Source organism: Peterkaempfera bronchialis, assembly GCF_003258605.2.
GTDB lineage: Bacteria > Actinomycetota > Actinomycetes > Streptomycetales > Streptomycetaceae > Peterkaempfera > Peterkaempfera bronchialis.
Genome location: NZ_CP031264.1, coordinates 42756 through 60562 on the forward strand (window position 1 = coordinate 42756; position 17807 = coordinate 60562).

Genomic DNA, 17807 nt, shown 5'->3' on the forward strand with positions numbered 1-17807 from the left:
GGCCTCTTGATGCTGCACTGACGGCCAGCTTGTCGTCCTTGCGGCCGCCCTCAGAGCTCCATCGCTCGATCCACCCGAACGCCAAGCGGTCGCAGAGCGGCACGAAGAACGCAACACGGCACAAGCGGAAGCGATAGGAACAGCCCTCGCCAGAAGCCCCTCCGGCGACACCAACGCCGCCGATCATGGGCCTACGTCACATCTCGACGCACTGCGGCGTCGGTGAGCAGCCGGATCCGTAGGACAGGCTCGTGCGCCTTCTGCGGCCCTCGGCTTCGTCCACGAGCGCCTGGAAAGATCTCCGTCGCGGTATGCCGACAACATCGGCCTACGACAAACCCCCGACAGGAACAGCCACCCCCACGACAGCGAACCTGCCCCACCCCAGCTGTTCAACGGCAGCCATCTGGTCACCTCATGGCAGCAGACCAGCGCACGTCCACAGCGCATGACCAGGCAATCAACAACCGAACACCGCTGACGCACAACCCCTGCCACTAACACGCCCACTCACAGACGAGGAGCAGGACGGCGCGGGCGAGGTCGCCTGCGACCGGCTGCCAGTCGTCCTCCTCTCCCTGGTCGTCGTCGGCAAGATCCGTTCCGTCGGGTTGGCCGAGGGTGCGCAGGACGTTGTAGAGCTCGGCTTTGGCGCGGTCGGTGAACGGTGCTTGTTCGAGTGCGGGCAGACGGGTGGCGAGGGTGGTGATGAGCGAGTCTTCGGCGGTGTCCGGGTTGTCGGGGACGGGGAGGTGGGCGGTGGCGTCGGCGAGAGTAGGGGCGAGGTCAGCGTCGACTATGAAGCGACTGGTGAGGCGGCCGAGTTCGGTGGCTTCGATGCGGTCGTCGCCACCGTCGGGGTCGGGGTGCGGGTGAGGTACGCGGTGTCGGTGAGGAAGTCGGTGGCGTCGTGGAGGGGGTCGAGGGGGTGGCCCTCTCTGACAGCCTTGGCTGAGACGCCCGCTTTGCCGGGTTAGGCTGGAAGGGCGAGACAGGAGTACACCCCGGCCTGGCCAGCACCACCCCCCGTGGCTCCGGATCGGATCCGGCGCCCCGCCCGAAGCGGCGGACGTTCTCCGCGGAGTACAAGCTGCGGATCGTCGCCGAGTACGACGCGGCCCCGGCCGGGGAGAAGGGCGCGATCCTGCGGCGTGAGCCGCTGTACCACTCGCACGTGATCGAGTGGCGCCAGGCCCGCGATGCCGGCGCCCTGGACGCCCTGACCGATCAGCGGACCTCTGCGGTGCGGCCGAAGAAGGCGGCCGAGCAGGCCGAGCTGGAACGGCTGCGTAAGAAGGTCGCCCGGCTGGAGAGGGACCTGGCTCGTCGGGACGCGGCGCTGGAGGTCATGGGAAAAGCCAACGCGCTCTTGGAACTGCTCTCCGAGAGCGCGGACTGAAGCACGCCGCCGCACCGGTGATCGACGAAGCTTTCGCGGGTGTCCAGGGGCAGTTGGGCACCACGGCGGCCTGCCGGCTGACCGGACGCTCACGCGCCACCCACTACCGCCACCTCAGCCCGAAGCCGAGGCCCGCAGCGTCCCCAAGACCCACGCCCGCCTCGGCCCCGCCACCGGCCGAGCGGGCCGCGATCCTCGCACTGCTGAACCGGCCGGAGTACGCCGACCTGCCGCCCGCCCAGGTCTGGGCACGTGAGCGGGACGCGGGGAACTACTGGTGCTCGGAGCGGACGATGTACCGGATCCTGTCCGCCGCCGGGCAGAACGGCGAACGCCGCCGCCAGGCCACCCACCCGCCCAGGACGATCCCCGAGCTCGTCGCGAACGGACCCTCGGAGGTGTTCACCTGGGACATCACCCGGCTGCCCGGTCCGGCCAAGGGCGTCTGGTTCCACGCCTACGTGATCATCGACATCTTCAGCCGCTACATCGTCGGCCACACCGTCGAACGCGCCGAAACAGCCGAGCGGGCCAAGGAGTTGATCAGCGAGGCCATCGAACGCAACGGCATCGTGCCCCACACCGTCCACGCGGACCGCGGCACCTCCATGACCAGCAAGAAGGTCTCCCAGCTGCTGACCGACCTCGGCGTCACCCGCAGTCATTCCCGCCCCCGGGTGAGCAACGACAACCCCTTCAGCGAAAGCCAGTTCCGCACCCGACTACCCCGAACGCTTCGACTCCCTGGCACACGCCCGGGAGTGGATGGACGCGTTCACCGGCTACTACAACCACGAGCACCGGCACTCCGGGATCGGCCTGCACACCCCCGCCTCCGTCCACTTCGGCACCGCCGAGGAGGTCCGCAACCAGCGGGCCGTCGCCCTCGCCCAGGCCTACGAACGCCACCCCGAACGATTCGCCCGCCGACCGAGACCACCCGAGATACCCAGCCAGGCCTGGATCAACGACCCCGCGAAACGAAGAGAACCCGAACCACACGGTTCATAGCACCACAAACGTCTCATTTGACTTGACAACTACCGAAACCCGACCGCTCCTGCCCAGTACGACCAAGTCATCGACCAGGCCTCCCAGTAGAAACGAACTCGTTGATGAAGGCCCAAGGGCCTTCACTCCCTTACACGCCGCCGGAGGCCAGATCCGGATGCCGATGGCCAAAATCTTTTCCCAACTCCCCCTGCCTCCCGACCTGTCGCATCGTCTTCGCAGGTCACAGGGGTAGCAGGAGATGACAGGAAAAACGGTCTGAAGGTGGCCCCGTCGAGTGGAAGTGACGGCCCCGGGAGGACGGGGCGCCTGGGCATCCGCTGCAAAAGCGCCCGCCGGGACGGCGGACACGAGACCGTGGTGAAGTGACCCATCATCCCGGCCTGCTGCGGACAGTTCCCCTTCAGGGGGAGACGACCTCGTCGCTGATCTGCCGCATCGCGGGCCGTTACGGGATGGAAGCGAAGGTGTTGCGGTCGTGCTGGCAGTGGCGCAACTACCCGCCGGGGCACGACGGCGGGGGCACGCGGGCCGACGCCGAGGTGCTGCTGAACACGCCCGGACGGCAGCTACTGGCAGGCATGTGCGGCGTCGAGGAAGACGTGCTGGCGCGGGCGTTGCCGTCCTGGGGACAGCAGGACGCCAAGCTGTCGGCCGGAAAGAACGGCGTGCCGGCGGCCGCGTGGCGGACCGGGGGCGCGGTCGCCGGGCCGGTCGCCTTCGGCTGCCGTCTGTGCGCGGCCCGGCGCACGGGGACGGCCGTGCGGGTGGTGCGGTACGCGCCGCGATGGGAGCGGGTGTGTGTCCGGCACGGGCGGTGGCTCCTGGACGCCGACGCCGACCAGCCTCTTGAGTATCTGGACGTACAGGGTGTGCCGGAAGTGGCCGCGGCGCAGCGGCGGTGGACTGGTGTGGCGCGGCGGGCGGTACGGGCTGGAGCGGAGCCGGAGAGGGTGTTCGCTCTGGCTTATGCGGTGGTGGCCCGGTGGTGGGAGCAGGCCCTGCACTGGGAGCGCGAGGCGGTCTGGCCTCAGCGGCTGCACCAGGTCGCGGGCGGCAACGCCGGGACGGAGCTGGAGCGGTGGCGGATCGTGGGCCGGGACGCGGTCGTCTTCCCCGAGGTGGTGGCCGTGGCCGACGCGCTCCTGGACCCGGCGATGGCCGAGCTGGTGTGGATGGACAGCGGTGCCGGGCGGCCGCAGGCGCTGCCCTCCAACGGGGCGTTCTGCCGCCGACTCGGTGAGCGCGTCGGGCGGGGGTGGCTGGGGCCGCTGGCGGCAACCGACTACGGCGGCCCGCTGACCTCGTGGATGGGCGCCGTCATCCGCATCCGTCGTGGCGCCGGCGGCCCGCCCGGCTACGACAACGATCCGTGGTGGCTGCGCCAGGAACACCAGCCCGCGACCATGGCCGGACAGTTGCGCGTCCTGTCCAAGGAACGCAGCGCGCCCGGCTCGGGCACCACGTGGCGCTCCGCGGTGCCGGCCGAGCAGCGGGCGCTGATCAGCAGCCTGGTCAACGACGCCGAAGAACAGCTGACCCAGCTGCGCGGCGCCCAGTACGGCAAGACCGCCGACGCCGCGCAGCAGTTGCTGGGCAACCTCGGCCATGCCGCCACACTGATCGAGCAGGCCGTACGGGAGAGCGCAGCAGCAGCCCTCGCGGCGGGGATGGCGCTGGAGGATCTGGCGCGCTGGGCCCGTCTGCCGGCCGATGTCCTGGCCGAGGCACTCGCGGGACCAGCGCAACGAGCGGCCGGGAAAGGAGCAGTGAGCAAGTGTCAGGAGGCAGGCAGGCTCTGCACGGACCGCGATCCGCAGGGCACTACCTCATCGCCCGGCACTCGTGATCAAAATCCGTGAAGCCGCCCGCCAAGCAGGCAGAACGGGCTTGACTGGGGCGCGTGGGCAGCAAGAACACAGCGGCCGCGTCGGGCGGCCGCTCACAGCACATGCAGACGGATACCGGATCCGAGTGGGAGGCGGTCTTCGTCGACCCCATCGGGCAGGTGGTGCAGCAGCGGTGGGCGGACGCGGTCCTCGCGGTGGCCTTCGAGGAGCTGGAGCCGGTGTCGGCGTTCCCGGTGGTGCCGGGGCGGCGGTGGGGGCCCGGCCAGTGGTGGTCGGCCACGACCGGCCGGCATGTGGCCTGCGGGTCGGCCGCGATGCGGGCGCAGCTGATGGTGCTGGACCGCGATCCTGAGGTGGTCGGCCTGGCCGGGCGGCCAGTCCGTCTGCTGTGGCGGGACGCGCGCGGCCAGGTCCGCTCGTGGGTACCGCAGCTCTTCGCCCGCCACCGCGACGGCACCGCTGTGCTGGCCGACTGTCCCAGCCATCCGGAGGCCGGCGGTGAACGGGCCCGGAAGGCAGCGAAGGTCCTTGAGGCGGCGTGCGCGCAGGCCGGCTGGAGCTACCGGCGCCTTGAGCCGCTGGAGAAGACCCTGACGGCGAACCTGAAATGGCTGGCCGGCTACCGCCACCCCCGCAACGCCGGCCGTCCCCGTCTCGCGGCCGCCGTACGTGAGGCGTTCGCACAGCCGCGGCCGCTGATCGAGGGCGCCGAAGCGGCGGGCGACCCGATCGAGGTCCTGCCCGTCGTCTTCCACTCCCTATGGCACGGAAAGCTGACGACAGACCTGGAGACGCCGCTTAACGAGCGGGTCCTCGTCAGCACCGGCGCCGACGGTGCGAACGGCCGCGGCGGCCCGGGCAGCGGGGATGGACGATGAGCGTGCGGCGTGGCGGACGGCCGGTGCTGCAGGTGGGAGCGCACGTCCGTTTTCGTGACCGCGTCTGGCAGGTCATCGCTGTGGCGGGGCAGCAGGTCCACCTAGCCGGCGAGACAGGCGAAGACGAGACGGTCGTGGCCGGACATCTGTTCGCCGACCCGTGCTTCACCATCGTGGGCGCCGAGATGCCCCAGGCCGTGACGCAGTGGGGTCTGTTCGAAACCGCGCCCGAGGAGGCGCGGCGCAAGGCGCTGGCCTGGCAGCGGCACATCCGCGAGGTGGAGTCCGGCCTGCCCGGCGGGACGGACAGCGGCGGGGTGCCTCGGGCCGAGTACGATCCAGACCGGTTCACGCTCGCGCAGCGCGAGGAGGCCAAGGCCGCGGAGCTGACCGCGATCGGCTTCGGACCTGTCTCCCGGACCACGGTGCAGCGCATGCGCCTGGCCTACCGCAAGCAGGGCCTGTGGGGGCTGGTCGACCACCGCACCACCCGCCGGCCCGTGCCTACCGGGCGCACCGACGAACGCGTCATCACCGCCATCGAGGAAGCGCTGCGCTGCCAGCGCGGCCGCTCCAAAGGCACCGTCAAGGGCCTGATGCCCCTGGTCACGCAGATCCTTACCGACCGGCACGGCCGCGGCACAGTGACCGTCCCTTCCCAGGCCACCTTCTACCGGCTCGTCCACCAACTCGCCGGTCCCGCCGAACACCCCCACCGCCCCGCCCGCACTCTGCCCTCCCCGGCCGGCAGGCGGGCGTTCACTCCGACCGTGGCGCTGCGGCCGGGCGAGCAGGTGCAGGTCGACACCACGCGGCTGGATGTCCTGGCCGTCTTCGACGACGGCACCACCGGCCGGCCCGAACTCACGATCGCCATAGATGTCGCCACCCGCGCCATCCTCGCCGCCGTCCTGCGCCCGGCCGGCACCAAGGCCGTGGATGCGGCCCTGCTGCTGGCGGAGATGGCCGTCCCGCACCCGGCCCGCCCCACCTGGCCCAACGCGCTGCGCCTCGCCCACACCCAACTCCCCCAGCTACAGGGGCTGATGACCCTGGACGAACGCCTTCAGGGCGCCGCCGCCCGTCCGGTCGTGGTGCCCGAGACGATCGTCGTGGACCGGGGCAAGATCTACCTGTCCACGGCGTTCAGCGCCGCCTGCGAAACTCTCGGCATCAGCGTCCAGCCCACCCCTCCCCACGCCCCCGCCGCCAAAGGCATCGTCGAGCGCACCTTCGGCACCATCAACGCCCTGCTGTGCCAGCACCTGCCCGGCTACACCGGCTCTGACGTAACCCGCCGCGGACCGGATGCCGAAACCGAGGCCTGCTTCAGCGTCGCCCAGCTGCAGGACCTGCTCGACGAATGGCTCATCCACTACCACCACCGCCCCCACGAAGGCCTGCGCCACCCCACCCTGCCCAAGAAGGCCCTCACCCCGAACCAGATGTGGGCCGCGCTCATCGCCGTGGCCGGCCACGTGCCCCTCCCCCTCAGCGGCAGCGACTACCTCGAACTGCTGCCAGTGCGCTGGCAGGCCATCACCGAACGCGGCATCCGCATCGACCACCGCACCTACGACCACGATGTCCTCATCCCCTACCGCGGCCAGCCCTCCCCCGTCACGGCGCGCGGCGGCAAATGGGAAGTCCACACCAACCCCCACGACGCCCGCCAGGTCTGGATCCGCCTGCCCGACGGACACCTGACAGAGATCCCGTGGATCCACCGCGACCACATCCACGAGCCGTTCAACAGTGCCACCTGGCAGCACATCAAAACCATCACCGCCCGCCACGGCGACCGCGACACCCACGAGGCCGACCTCGCCGACGCCCTCGACCAGCTCATGCGCCGAGCCCAGACGAGCACCGCCACCGCAGGCGAGCAACGCCTGATCACCCGCACCGCACCGCTGAAAACACCCCCGCCGGCGGCCGACCACCGCACGCCCCACACCCCGGGCCCTCAGGCCGACGGATGGGACGACGATAGTCTCGACGACCTCGACGACCCGCCTGACGACCCAGAGCAGGCTGATGGCGAGGAGGAAACCCTCGACGACGGCGACGCGCCCGTCCCGTACACCGGACTCGGCCTCTACGACCCCGCCCAGGAAGCCCTCAACTGGTGACCCACCCCGCACACAACCACCACGCCACCACCGACACCGAGGCACCGCTGCCCGGCACGCACCCTGCAGAGCCGGCGTGGCCGATCACCACCTGGCAGGGCTGGCAGCACTTCGCCACCACCCCACCCCTCGCCCCGCCCAAGCCCGGCGACGCACCCCGCAGCACGGAAGAACGCCTCGCCTACCACTCCGCGTTCGTCACCGTCCGCACCCCAGCCATCAACACCCTCGCCACCCAGGTCCGCACCCTCATGCTGCTCGGCCGCCACCAGCAGAACACCGCCCGGCCCTCACTGATCGTCACCGGCCCCGCCGCGGCCGGAAAGACCACCGCCCTCGGCGTGCTCGGGATCGGTGATGGTCTGCTGGCGGGCCCAGCAGCGGACGTGCCGGGCGACGATCTCCCCCTCGGTGGTCAGGACGATGACCTCCTCGTTGTCGGTCAGCACGGTGACGTGGTGGCCGATCGCGGCGGGGTCGACGGAGTAGTCGCAGGTGTCGACGCGGACGTAGTGGTCCCGGCCCAGCCGGGTGGAAAACCGCCACCAGGTCGGCGGGTCGACCGCCGGCAGGGTGAGCATCCCGGCCCGGTCCGCCTCCCAGCGGTCGACCGGGCGGGCGCCCAGGGTCCGGTGGACGCGTCGGTTGGCGACCTTCAGCCAGGCATCGAGCTGGGTGTTGAAGTCGTCCGGGCCGCTGAAGTGCCGGCCGGGCAGGAAGGAGGTCTCCAGATAGCCGTTGGCCCGCTCCACCAGCCCTTTCGCCTCCGGATCCCGCGGCCGACAGAGGTAGATCCTGGTGGCGAGCAGGCCCGCGAACGCGGCGAACTCGGATGTGGGACGGCCCTGGCCGACGCCAGCCTCGTTGTCCCAGACCAGCGTCTTGGGGACGGCGCCCCACTGCGACAGCAGCCGCCAGTGACCGTCGATCAGGTCGCCGGTCCTCCTGGAGGGCAGCATCCGCGCGGCGATCACCCGCGAATACCCCGACACCATCACCAGCACCGGCGGCCGGCCGGTCTGCCCATAGCCCAGCGGGACCTGGACATCCGGGAACCACAGGTCGCACTGGGCCAGCCCACCGGGCCGATAGGTCGTCCGGGACACCGGATCGACCGGGAGATAAGCGGGCCGAAGGTCACGGATCCGCTCCTTCAGGATCGTCATGCCCCGGTCCCAGCCGATCCGCTCGGCGATCACGGTCGCGGGCATCGTCGGCGTCTCCCGCAGCAGTTCCCTCATCTGCACCTCGACCGCGTCCACCACCGACCCCTTCGCCGGCCGCTCGTACTTCGGAGGCCGGTCGTTGGCCAAGGCCCGCTTGACCGTGTTCTTCGAGATGCCCAGCTGCCGTGCAATCGCCCGGATCGGCATCTGCTCTGCCCGGTGCAGTCGACGGATTTCTGCCCAGTCCTACACGAGGACCACCCTTCCTCCTGACCTTGATCGCCAAGGCCAGAGTCAGACGAAGAGCACCAAGTGGGTCACTTTTGATACGCCGTCAGAGGGTCAGGGTTCGGGTTCTGGATCACTTTTGGTGCCAGTGCCACGGAGGGTCACCGGCCCGCGATCATGAACGGTCGTGACCCACGACCTGCTCCAGGACCTCTGGCTCCACCAGACCACCGACGTCGCGGTCAGCGCCGTCACAATCCACGCCAACCGCATCACCGTCCACGCCACCACGACCAGGGCGGGAGCGGAGTGTCCGTCGTGCGGAACATCCTCGGGCCGCGTCCACAGCAGCTACGTGCGGAGGCTCAACGACAGCGCCGCGGGCCAGCGCCGGGTCGTGGTCGAGTTACGGGTCCGCCGGTTCCGATGCCGTCAACCAGCGTGCGAGCGCGCGACGTTCGTCGAGCAGGTCGAGGGCGTCACCTTTCGATATGGACGGCGAAGCCAACAGCTCCAGGCCGCGTTGCAGCGGCTCGGGCTGATGCTCGCCGGCCGGGCCGGCTCCCGCCTGGCCGAAGCGTTCGCCGTCCCGGTCAGCCGCTCCACGCTCCTTCGCCTGATACGCGCTCTGCCTGAAGAAGCCCCGCCGGCACCGCGAGTGCTGGGGATCGACGAGTTCGCCCTGCGCAAGGGCCACGTCTACGCGACCATCCTGGTCGACATCGAGACGCGCCGACCGGTCGACCTGCTACCCGACCGCACAGTCGAGACCGTTCGCTCATGGCTGGCCGCCCACCCAGGAGTGAAGGTCATCTGCCGCGACCGCTCCGCCCTCTACGCCGAGGCCGCGCGGCTCGGCGCCCCGGACGCAATCCACGTCGCCGACCGCTTCCACCTCTGGCAGAACCTCGCCGACGCCGTCGAGAAGACCGTGCTCCAGCACCGCGCCCTGCTGCCCGAACCCCCGCCACCCACCGGTCCCACCCAGCCCGTGACCCTGCCGGCCACCGCGGCCGAGCCCCGCCGGACCGGACGCCTGTCGGACCGCGTCCGCGAACAGCACGCGGCCGTCCACGCACTGATCCGCGAGGGCGTCAGCCTGCGTGCCATCGGCCGACGGCTGGGCCTGGCCCGCGGCACCGTCCGCCGTCTGGCCCATGCTTCGGACCCGGACGAGCTGCTGATCGGCCGCTGGACCGGACGCACCAGCATCCTCGACCCCTACAAGCCCTACGTCAACGAGCGGTACGCCGAGGGCCTCACCGTCGCTCGACGGCTGTTCGAGGAGATCCGGCAGCGCGGATTCCCGGGCCAGGAGCAGATCGTCCGCGTCTACGTGCGGCAGCTGCGGGAGGCATTCCCGCACCAGGATCCGCCTCGCCGCAAGCCCTCCGTCCGGGACGTGACCGGGTGGATCACCCGCCACCCCGAGAAGCTGGCCGCCGACGACGCCCTGCAGCTCAAGGAGATCCTCGCGCGCGTCCCAGCGCTCGCCCGCACCGCCGAGCACGTCAGGGCATTCGCCGAGCTGATGAACGACCGCCGCGGCCACCAGCTCAAAGACTGGATCGCCCGCGTCCAACAGGACCAGGTCCCTGCGCTGCAGAGCTTCGCCACCGGCCTCCTGCAGGACCTCGACGCCGTCATCGCCGGGCTGACCCTGCGCTACAGCTCCGGCGCGGTCGAGGGCCACAACAACAAGATCAAGATGATCAAGCGCCAGATGTTCGGCCGCGCCAACTTCGACCTGCTGCGCAAACGCATCCTGCATGCGGCATGAGTCTGGTCGTGGTGGCGTGGACGGTGATGCGGTTGGCGTGGATTGTGACGGCGCTGACCGCGACGTCGGTGGTCTGGTGGAGCCAGAGGTCCTGGAGCAGGTCGTGGGTCACGACCGTTCATGATCGCGGGCCCGGTGACCCTCCGTGGCACTGGCACCAAAAGTGATCCAGAACCAGGGTTCGGCCGTCGTCGAGACGTACCTGGCAGGCGCGCTATCAGTTCGTGGCTGGGAACGAGCAGCCGACCTGACGCAGAGGCCGGCACGGCCGGGCCTCTCCAGGGCCCGGCCGTGGAATTCGACCCCACGGTGGCCTCGATGTGTGTCAGCCGGGCGAGGCACCATGCTCATATGGACCCTGATCGCGTGGCCCCGGTCTCACGGTCCGTGGCTCGTTGCACGGTTCAGGCACTACGTGTGCCCTGTTGAAAGTGAGCCCGCGGCAGTCATGACCCCACTCTTTCGTCGGCCCAAATGGCTGGGCGGCGCCAAGCACCCGGCTCCGTCGCCTGCTCATGGGCCGACGCCGGTCGCTTCGCCCGCCAAGTCGGTCGGCAATGTCCACGTGGAAGGCAACGCCAACAGGTCCCTTGGAGCGGGAGCCCATCACAACAACGCAGGGGACCTCACCGGCTCAGGCGATGCCACCGTCTCGCAGTCGCCCGGTGCTGTCACGGTCACCGGCATCAACACCGCACCGATCACAGTCATCAACCAGCCAAGAGCCCAAGCCAACACCTGGTTGGCGCCAGATGAGTACCTGAAGCAGATGAACAGGGGGCCGATCTACTCCCACCGGTGGCGGCTCGCCGGACGAGCCCAGATCATGAACCGCCTCCTGTCACTCGCCGACAACGAGGAAGGGTCTGTAGCCCTCCTGGTCGGTAGGGGCGGAGTCGGAAAGACCAGGGTCTTGACCGCCTTCTGTGAGGCGGTCGAAGGCGCAGCGCCTTCGGTGGCGGCACGCATCCTGGGTCAGAATCCTGAGATCAACCAGGAAGCATTCGAACAGTTGCCGCACGAGGGCAAGTTGCTGGTCGTGATCGACGACGCACACGATCCGACGTTTCCCCTCGGAAGGATCATTGCCGGCATTCAGGAAGCCAACGGTGCCGCCAACGTGCTGGTCGCGCTGCGCCCCTACGGGCTCCCCCATGCCCACCGCGAGCTGTCCCGAGTCAGCATGCACTCAAGCGAAGCAGCGCAGATCGAAGTCGAAGATCTGGAGCTCGAAGATGCTGAGTCCCTCGCCCGTGAGGTCCTCGACGATGCGAACCATGGCTATGCGCTGCGGCTTGCGGCAGCGGCACGGGACTGCCCACTGCTGATTGTCGCTGGGGCCGCACTGATCAATCGCGGAGACCTGGATCCCCGCCGTTTCGAGGGCGAGCAGCACCTCCACGTCGAACTCACGCGCCGCCTGGCCGATGTACTGGCGATTGATTCGAACTCGACCGCGCCGCGGCACGACCTACTAAGCGCCCTGGCTGCGTTCCAGCCGGTCCACTTGGATGATCCCGCCGCCTTCGCTTCGCTGGAGGTACTGACCGGTTCTCCCCCTGAAGTCCTCGCCTCGCATCTGACTGCTCTGGAGCAGGCCGGGGTGGTCCTGCGCCACAACACCGCCGTGCGCGTAGTTCCCGATCTGCTGGGTGACGCACTACTGATCAAGGCAGCGCGACATCCCGGAACGGGGATCGCTACCGGCTACCTCAACAGGGCCTTGGAGGCAGCCCAGGGCAAGGCGCTGATCAACCTCGTCGTGAACACCGGGCGAGTGGACTGGCAGGACCGAGAGGTCAGCGCCAACGGGCTTATCGATCCAGTCTGGACGTGGCTCGCGGAATCCTTCATGGCTGCGGACGCGCAGGAGCGCACCGGGGCCCTGGAAGTGGTGGCGAAGGTGGCGTTCTTCCAGCCTCGCCGGGCACTGGAACTGGTCTCTTGGGCGATGGCCCATCCCAGTGCCCCGATCACCGCGGACATCGGCTTCGGCTACAAGCGCGCCTTCACGGACGACGATGTCCGACAGGCCCTGCCATCTGTCCTGCGGGCGGTCGCCTACCATCCTGAGTTCCATGCCGGTGCAGCGGGCTTGTTGTGGGAACTGGGGAGGGACGACTCCCGCCCCACCAACCAGCACCCTGATCATCCCTTGCGGGTTCTGGAAGAGTTCGCCGGCTTCACTCGCTTCGGCCCCACTGTCTACCAGCAGATCCTTGTTGCGCAGGTCGAACGCTGGCTTGGGCGCCAACCTGCCGAGTCGCTTCACCAGCCGCTGTCCGTGCTGTCGCCCATCCTGGCCACGGACGGACACGACGAGGTGTGGCACAGGCCTGACACTTTGACGTTCATCGCCTACATGGTCCCGCCGGAACCAGGGTGCTTGAACTTCGCGACCAGGTACTCGAGCTCGCATTCACAGAGCTGGGGAACGCCCAACTCGAACGCGCCGCGGCGGCGGTCAAGCTGATCGGCGCGGCACTCAGCCTGCCTCACGGCGGCTTCGGGATGACAGTGACGCCCGAGATGCGCCAGCCGTGGACGTCCTACATCGAGGCTGTCGTCGGTCGGCTGCAGCGTTGCCTTGTCGACCACCCACTGGCGCCCACGATTCTGGTGGCTGTCCGGGAAGAGCTCGGGTGGCTCGCGCGGTACGGTCCGAACGAGCTTCGAGGGCCCGTCAGAATGGTGTTGGACTCGATTCCGAGGACCGTGGACAACGAGCTCGCTCGTGCTCTGCACGGCGGCCCGACCGATCCTTCCGACTCCCCCGATGTCCCAGACTGGCACCAGGCCGCAAATGACCTGTTCGCACGCGTGGTGGAACAACTCACAGCCTGGCCCGACAGCGAAGTCATCACCCGCATGAGGACCCTCCTGAGCGAGGAGCAGAGGGTCTGCGGCAGCCAGAACAGCTCCGCGCGATTGTTCCTGATGGCGCTGGTCTCACGCAGGCCGTCCATAGGCGAGTTGCTGTGCAACCACGCCCTGTCCACACCAACCGACCCGCTGGCTTCCTTGGGGCTGGTGACGATCACCCTCATCGCGATGGGCCACACCGCCGGCGGCCGGGCAGTTCATTGGGGCCGATCCCTCCTCAGCGACGGCAATGTCGAGCTGGTACGCGAGGTGGCCATGGCCTTCGGCCGCCAGCGCGGCCAGGCGGACCTGCTGCCCGGTGAAGCCGATCTGCTGCGAGATCTCGCTGCCCATGAGGACGGCGCCGTGCACTCGGCGACGCTCGGCGCTGTCTTGCGGCTCGGCGCCCAGCACAACGACCTGGCGATTGAACTGCTCACCGTGCCGCGCGATGATGACGCCGGCCTGCATGAACTGGCAATGGCCCTGGGGCTGCCCCAGCTAGGTGTCATTTCGTGGCCCGACCTGACCGAGCACCAGCAGGACGACTGCCTTGCACGGTTGACCGCATGCCGCTCAATCGACAGCTACGAGATCCAGCAGCTCCTGAGGGTAATCGCACGGACAGCGCCGGCAGCGGTCGTCCAGCTCCTTCAAGCGCGCGTTGAAGCGTGCGAAAACTCTCCCACGTTGGCACCCCAGGCCCTTCCCCATTCCTGGCAGGCGTCTCCTCCCTTCCGCGACCACCAGAGCTTCCCTCAACTCCTGCACCAGATCGGGGACTGGCTCACTGCCGCCCCCGGCTCCGCTTGGAGACGGTTCCTAGGAGCCAGGCTCTTCGTGCTTGTAGCCGGGCCCTATGACGAGCATGTCATCGGCCTGATCGACGAATACCTCGACGATCCTGAGCCTGCGCGTCTGAGGACCGTCGCGACGATCCTGAGCGAAGCTCCTCGGGATCTGGTGTGGAACATCGAGTTCGTGCGCCGCTGCCTGCGCGCCGCCGATCGGCACGGCGACAAGTTCCTTGCCAGCATGCAGGGTGCTCTGGACTCAGCCCTCAACAGCGGTGTTTTCTCAGCCGTTCCAGGACAGCCCTACCCCCAAGGACGTTGAACAGCATGAGAAAGCCGAAGCTCTCGCTGACCGTTGTGCCCCGGGCAGCGTCGAAGAGCAGTTCTACCTAGCCCTTGGGGAGTCTGCCCAGAACAGCATTCGCAGAACTCGTCACGATCTGCCTCCGGACGACCGTGACTGGTGACCAGGCTCGAGCGGTGTCAACGCACGAAAGGTCCCAGCGACGGGATCCACGAATCAGGCCGTGACTTCCGGCGAGCCCAGCACATGGCCGCTGCCCATGGCTGTCGCCTGCCGAGCGCCCCTCGCGGGCGAGGACGAGACAGCGATGCAGCGCGGCGCCACATCTGGACAGCCTGCCCGCGGAGGGCGTACGCCATCGGAGCCCTTGAGGAGGGCAGTCCCTTGCTGGCTGATGAAGGCCGACAGCCAGAAAGGGACCGACCTAGCTCGACGGTCTAAGCGATTTTGCGTCGCCCTGGACTGCGATTCCATCGGGCTGCGAATGACCTGATGGACTCAGCCGTGAAGACTGGACCGGCACCCACCCGACCGATAGGACGGGGAAAGTCCGGGTGCTGCCCGTCAAGTTGAGCGACCCTCTGACGAGAGACATCCAGTTCAGCGGCTGCCTCGGTGTACCCCATCAGCTCTTGGGGCCTGGGATGGTCCCGTTCTGCGTCAGCCTCCTCGGCTGTGACTACTTGCAGGCTCGTCAGCTCGGCTTCGCTTCCTAGGGAAGCCCCCAGGGCCTCGGCAGCCATCGATGACGCTTCCTGGGCGGCCTGAACCAGCCCTGTCGCGTTCAGGCGCCAGACCAGGTGGAGACGTTCGCTGTCAGCATCGTGCCTGATGACGCCCCTGATGAGCTGGTAGAGCTTCTCGAACTGCTCGTGCGCGATGCTCTTGGGGTAGGCGACGGTCACAATCGCCCTCCACTCTCGTTCCACGACTCTCCTCCTTCGTCCTTGCCGTGTTCTCTTGGGTTGTGTGCGGATGGACAGGGAGCGGGGGCCTGGCCTTCTGACCCCCGCGGCACCTGCTAGTCCTCCTCGGGGAAGACCAGGCCGGCTTCACGCAGTTGCTTGATCAAGTCGACGACGTCACCGGGCGTCACCGGCGGCCCGCAAACAACCGTGTTGCTGTCCCGGGTGATGATCCAGGTGCCGGTTTTGGTCTGTCGCGTCTTGAACTCCTGGCGGTGCAGCGCGGCGAGGAGCTTGTCCATCCAATCGGCCATATCTATTCCACCCCCAACCCTTGCCCATGTCAAGTATTACGCGAAGGACCGTAGCGCCGGCGGGCCGCCGAGGCAAATCGGTGCACGGAACGCAAGGCTACCCCCGTCGTCAGGGCCGATCCATCCCTGCGACACCCAACCCCCGGCCGTCGGAGCGACACGCGCGACTGCGTTCCTGCCCACCACGCCGGGCCGTCGGGCGCGCGGCGAGAGCGGCGACGGAAGGGGCGACCCGGCGGACATCCTTGAGGCGGGCTTCTGCGGATGGAGGGTCCGGCGGGGCTCGGCAGCGGCGGGCGGCAGGGACACCGGTTGAGTGGGACCGGCAGGTAGCGGGGGTTCGGGCAGCAGACTGCGGTGCTGGAGCACGGTCTTCTCGACGGCGTCGGCGAGGTTCTGCCAGAGGTGGAACCGGTCGGCAACGTGGATGGCGTCCGGCGCGCCGAGCCTCCCGGCCTCGGCATGCAGAGCAGAGCGGTCACGGCAGATGACCTTCACCCCTGGGTGGGCGGCCAGCCCCGAGCGGACGGTCTCGACGGTGCGGCCCGGCAGCAGGTCGACCGGTCGCGGGTCTCGATGTCGACCAGGATGGTCGCGTAGACGTGCCCCTTGCACAGGGCGAACTCGTCGATCCCGAGCACGCGCGGCACCGACGGCGCGGGCCCGGGAACAGCGCGTATCAGTCTGAGCAGGGTGGAGCGGCTGACCGGGACGGCGAACGCTTCTGCCAGGCGGGAGCCGACCCGGCCGGCGAGCATCAGCCCGAGCCGCTGCAACGCGGCCTGGAGCTGTTGGCTTCGCCATCCGTACCGGAAGGTGACGCCCTCGACCTGCTCGACGAACGTCGCCCGCTCGCAAGCTGGCTGGCGGCACCGGAAGCGGCAGACCCGTAACTCGACCATGACCCGGCGCTGGCCCGCGGTACTGTCGTCGAGGCTGCGCACGTAGCTGCTGTGCACGCGGCCCGAGGACGTTCCGCACGACGGACATTCTGCACCTGCCCTGGTTGTGGCGGCGTGGATGGTGACGGCGCTGACCGCGACGTCGGTGGTCTGGAGCCAGGGGTCCCTGGGGCAGGTCGTGGGTCACGACCATTCATGATCGTGGAGCTGGTGACCCTCCGTGGCTCCGGCACCAAATGTGATCCAGACCCACGTTCAGTCGCCGCCGACACCGCGCCTGACACGGCCGCAGTCGGATTCCTAGCTGTCCTGTAGCGGAGTTCCGGTCGATCGCGGTGTGTCCCGCACAGCGCGTGCATGCTCGCGGATCTCATGGATGAGTTCCACGGAGTCAGCAGCCTGTCGTGCTCGTGCGGCTGCCTCGGCTACGTCGCTTGGGGGCAGTGAGCCTTTTCCAACCTCAGCTTGACGTGGCGAGCTGCAGCACGAGGACGGCCTTGACGACGTCGGTGATGCGGGTGGTGCTGCAGCGGAGCTTTCGCAGGAGCCGCCAGCTCTTGAGGGTGGCCATGGCCTGTTCTCCGACCGCCCGGATCGTGGCGTGGGAGACATTCACGGCACGCTGACCAGCGGAGAGCCGCTCCCAGCGGCCGCGGTAGGGCACGCGGACGGTGCCGCCGGCGCCCTGGTAGCCCTTGTCCGCCCAGCAACGCACGCCCGCCTCGGCCAGGGCATCGATGATGTGGTGGGTGCGGGCCGCCTTGATGTCGTGCACAGCACCGGGCAGCGCGGGCGAGGCCCAGATCAGGCGCCCGAACGGGTCGGCGATCACCTGCACGTTCATGCCGTGCTTGCGGTGCTTGCCGGAGAAGTAGGGGCGATCGGCGGCAATCCGGTCGATTGGCAGCAGCGTGCCGTCCAGGATGACGAAGGCCTTCCTGGCCGCAGTCCGTACTGCAGTGGCCAGGTCTGGGGCGAGGGCGGCCAGCACCTCGAGAGCCTCCTGCACGTACCGGAAGACGGTGGCCACGCCCACCTCGAAGGCGGCAGCGAGTTGGGCGTAGGTGTCGCCGCAGCGCAGGTGGGCCAGGACCAGCAGGGCCTGGCGGCCAGGCGACAGGCGGCGCCAACGCGTGCGTTGCTGCCGACGCCGCGCCTGAAGGTGTCGCGCCAGGAACCGCACGCTCGAACTGGACAGATCCAGCCCGGACGGGTAGACAAGCACACGAAGCTCCTGGTAGGGCACGGGCGATCTTGGTCGTGAACCCGTCTACCAGGAGCT

Annotated in this window: 15 protein-coding genes and 2 pseudogenes; 11 read left to right on the top strand and 6 right to left on the bottom strand. The window is 68.9% G+C overall.

The features are described 5' to 3' along the window. Positions 1-611 precede the first annotated feature (611 nt). The 8 genes and pseudogenes from C7M71_RS00175 to C7M71_RS33055 form a co-directional block, all read left to right on the top strand. Complete coding sequence (locus C7M71_RS00175; RefSeq protein ID WP_111489400.1) at positions 612-977, top strand: hypothetical protein; 366 nt, start codon at positions 612-614, stop codon at positions 975-977. Between the two features lie 197 nt (positions 978-1174). Next, on the top strand, positions 1175-1399 hold the full coding sequence (locus C7M71_RS30925) for a hypothetical protein (RefSeq protein WP_175607611.1): 225 nt from the start codon (positions 1175-1177) through the stop codon (positions 1397-1399). Positions 1400-1692: 293 nt separating this feature from the next. After that, positions 1693-2016 (top strand): annotated as a pseudogene (locus tag C7M71_RS33050) (DDE-type integrase/transposase/recombinase); the annotation flags it as partial. A 148-nt stretch (positions 2017-2164) separates the two neighbouring features. Continuing rightward, positions 2165-2410, top strand: a complete 246-nt coding sequence (locus tag C7M71_RS31200; protein WP_229758428.1) for a hypothetical protein — start codon at positions 2165-2167, stop codon at positions 2408-2410. Between the two features lie 365 nt (positions 2411-2775). Further along, positions 2776-4272 (top strand): TniQ family protein, encoded by a 1497-nt coding sequence (locus C7M71_RS00195; protein ID WP_229758429.1) that lies wholly within the window; start codon positions 2776-2778, stop codon positions 4270-4272. A gap of 89 nt (positions 4273-4361) precedes the next feature. Beyond that, positions 4362-5138 (top strand): TnsA-like heteromeric transposase endonuclease subunit, encoded by a 777-nt coding sequence (locus tag C7M71_RS00200; RefSeq protein ID WP_111489398.1) that lies wholly within the window; start codon positions 4362-4364, stop codon positions 5136-5138. After that, positions 5135-7270 carry a Mu transposase C-terminal domain-containing protein gene (locus tag C7M71_RS00205; protein ID WP_111489397.1) on the top strand — a complete coding sequence of 712 codons (2136 nt, stop codon included), beginning with the start codon at positions 5135-5137 and terminating at the stop codon, positions 7268-7270. The genes C7M71_RS00200 and C7M71_RS00205 overlap by 4 nt, the downstream gene beginning before the upstream one ends. A gap of 83 nt (positions 7271-7353) precedes the next feature. After that, positions 7354-7620 (top strand): annotated as a pseudogene (locus tag C7M71_RS33055) (ATP/GTP-binding protein); the annotation flags it as partial. Here the strand turns inward: C7M71_RS33055 and istA are convergent. Continuing rightward, the gene (gene istA / locus C7M71_RS00215) at positions 7561-8670 is read right to left on the bottom strand and encodes an IS21 family transposase (RefSeq protein WP_407675962.1); all 1110 of its coding nucleotides are present in this window, start codon (positions 8668-8670) and stop codon (positions 7561-7563) included. The pseudogene C7M71_RS33055 and the gene istA overlap by 60 nt on opposite strands. 181 nt (positions 8671-8851) lie before the next feature. Here istA and C7M71_RS00220 point away from each other — a divergent pair, with 181 nt between their 5' ends. The 3 genes from C7M71_RS00220 to C7M71_RS00230 all read left to right on the top strand — a co-directional run bounded on the left by C7M71_RS00220 (position 8852) and on the right by C7M71_RS00230 (position 14422). After that, positions 8852-10444 carry an ISL3 family transposase gene (locus C7M71_RS00220; RefSeq protein WP_111495531.1) on the top strand — a complete coding sequence of 531 codons (1593 nt, stop codon included), beginning with the start codon at positions 8852-8854 and terminating at the stop codon, positions 10442-10444. A 448-nt stretch (positions 10445-10892) separates the two neighbouring features. After that, positions 10893-12917, top strand: coding sequence for an ATP-binding protein (locus C7M71_RS00225; RefSeq protein ID WP_162824078.1), 2025 nt, complete (start codon positions 10893-10895; stop codon positions 12915-12917). Further along, the gene (locus C7M71_RS00230) at positions 12827-14422 is read left to right on the top strand and encodes a hypothetical protein (protein ID WP_111493789.1); all 1596 of its coding nucleotides are present in this window, start codon (positions 12827-12829) and stop codon (positions 14420-14422) included. The genes C7M71_RS00225 and C7M71_RS00230 overlap by 91 nt, the downstream gene beginning before the upstream one ends. A 419-nt stretch (positions 14423-14841) precedes the next feature. Here C7M71_RS00230 and C7M71_RS00235 read toward each other — a convergent pair whose 3' ends face one another. From C7M71_RS00235 to C7M71_RS00255, 5 genes are all read right to left on the bottom strand, one after another. Then, entirely contained in the window at positions 14842-15309 is a 468-nt protein-coding gene (locus C7M71_RS00235; protein WP_162824079.1) for a hypothetical protein, read from the bottom strand. A 116-nt stretch (positions 15310-15425) separates the two neighbouring features. Further along, a complete protein-coding gene (locus C7M71_RS00240) occupies positions 15426-15611 on the bottom strand; it encodes a hypothetical protein (RefSeq protein ID WP_162824080.1) in 186 nt (61 codons plus the stop codon). A 48-nt stretch (positions 15612-15659) separates the two neighbouring features. Continuing rightward, the gene (locus tag C7M71_RS33060; RefSeq protein WP_407675963.1) at positions 15660-16178 is read right to left on the bottom strand and encodes a transposase; all 519 of its coding nucleotides are present in this window, start codon (positions 16176-16178) and stop codon (positions 15660-15662) included. Beyond that, on the bottom strand, positions 16118-16645 hold the full coding sequence (locus C7M71_RS31205; protein WP_111493795.1) for a transposase family protein: 528 nt from the start codon (positions 16643-16645) through the stop codon (positions 16118-16120). The genes C7M71_RS33060 and C7M71_RS31205 overlap by 61 nt, the downstream gene beginning before the upstream one ends. Before the next feature lie 340 nt (positions 16646-16985). Further along, complete coding sequence (locus C7M71_RS00255; RefSeq protein WP_111493797.1) at positions 16986-17750, bottom strand: transposase family protein; 765 nt, start codon at positions 17748-17750, stop codon at positions 16986-16988. Between the last annotated feature and the right edge of the window lie 57 nt (positions 17751-17807).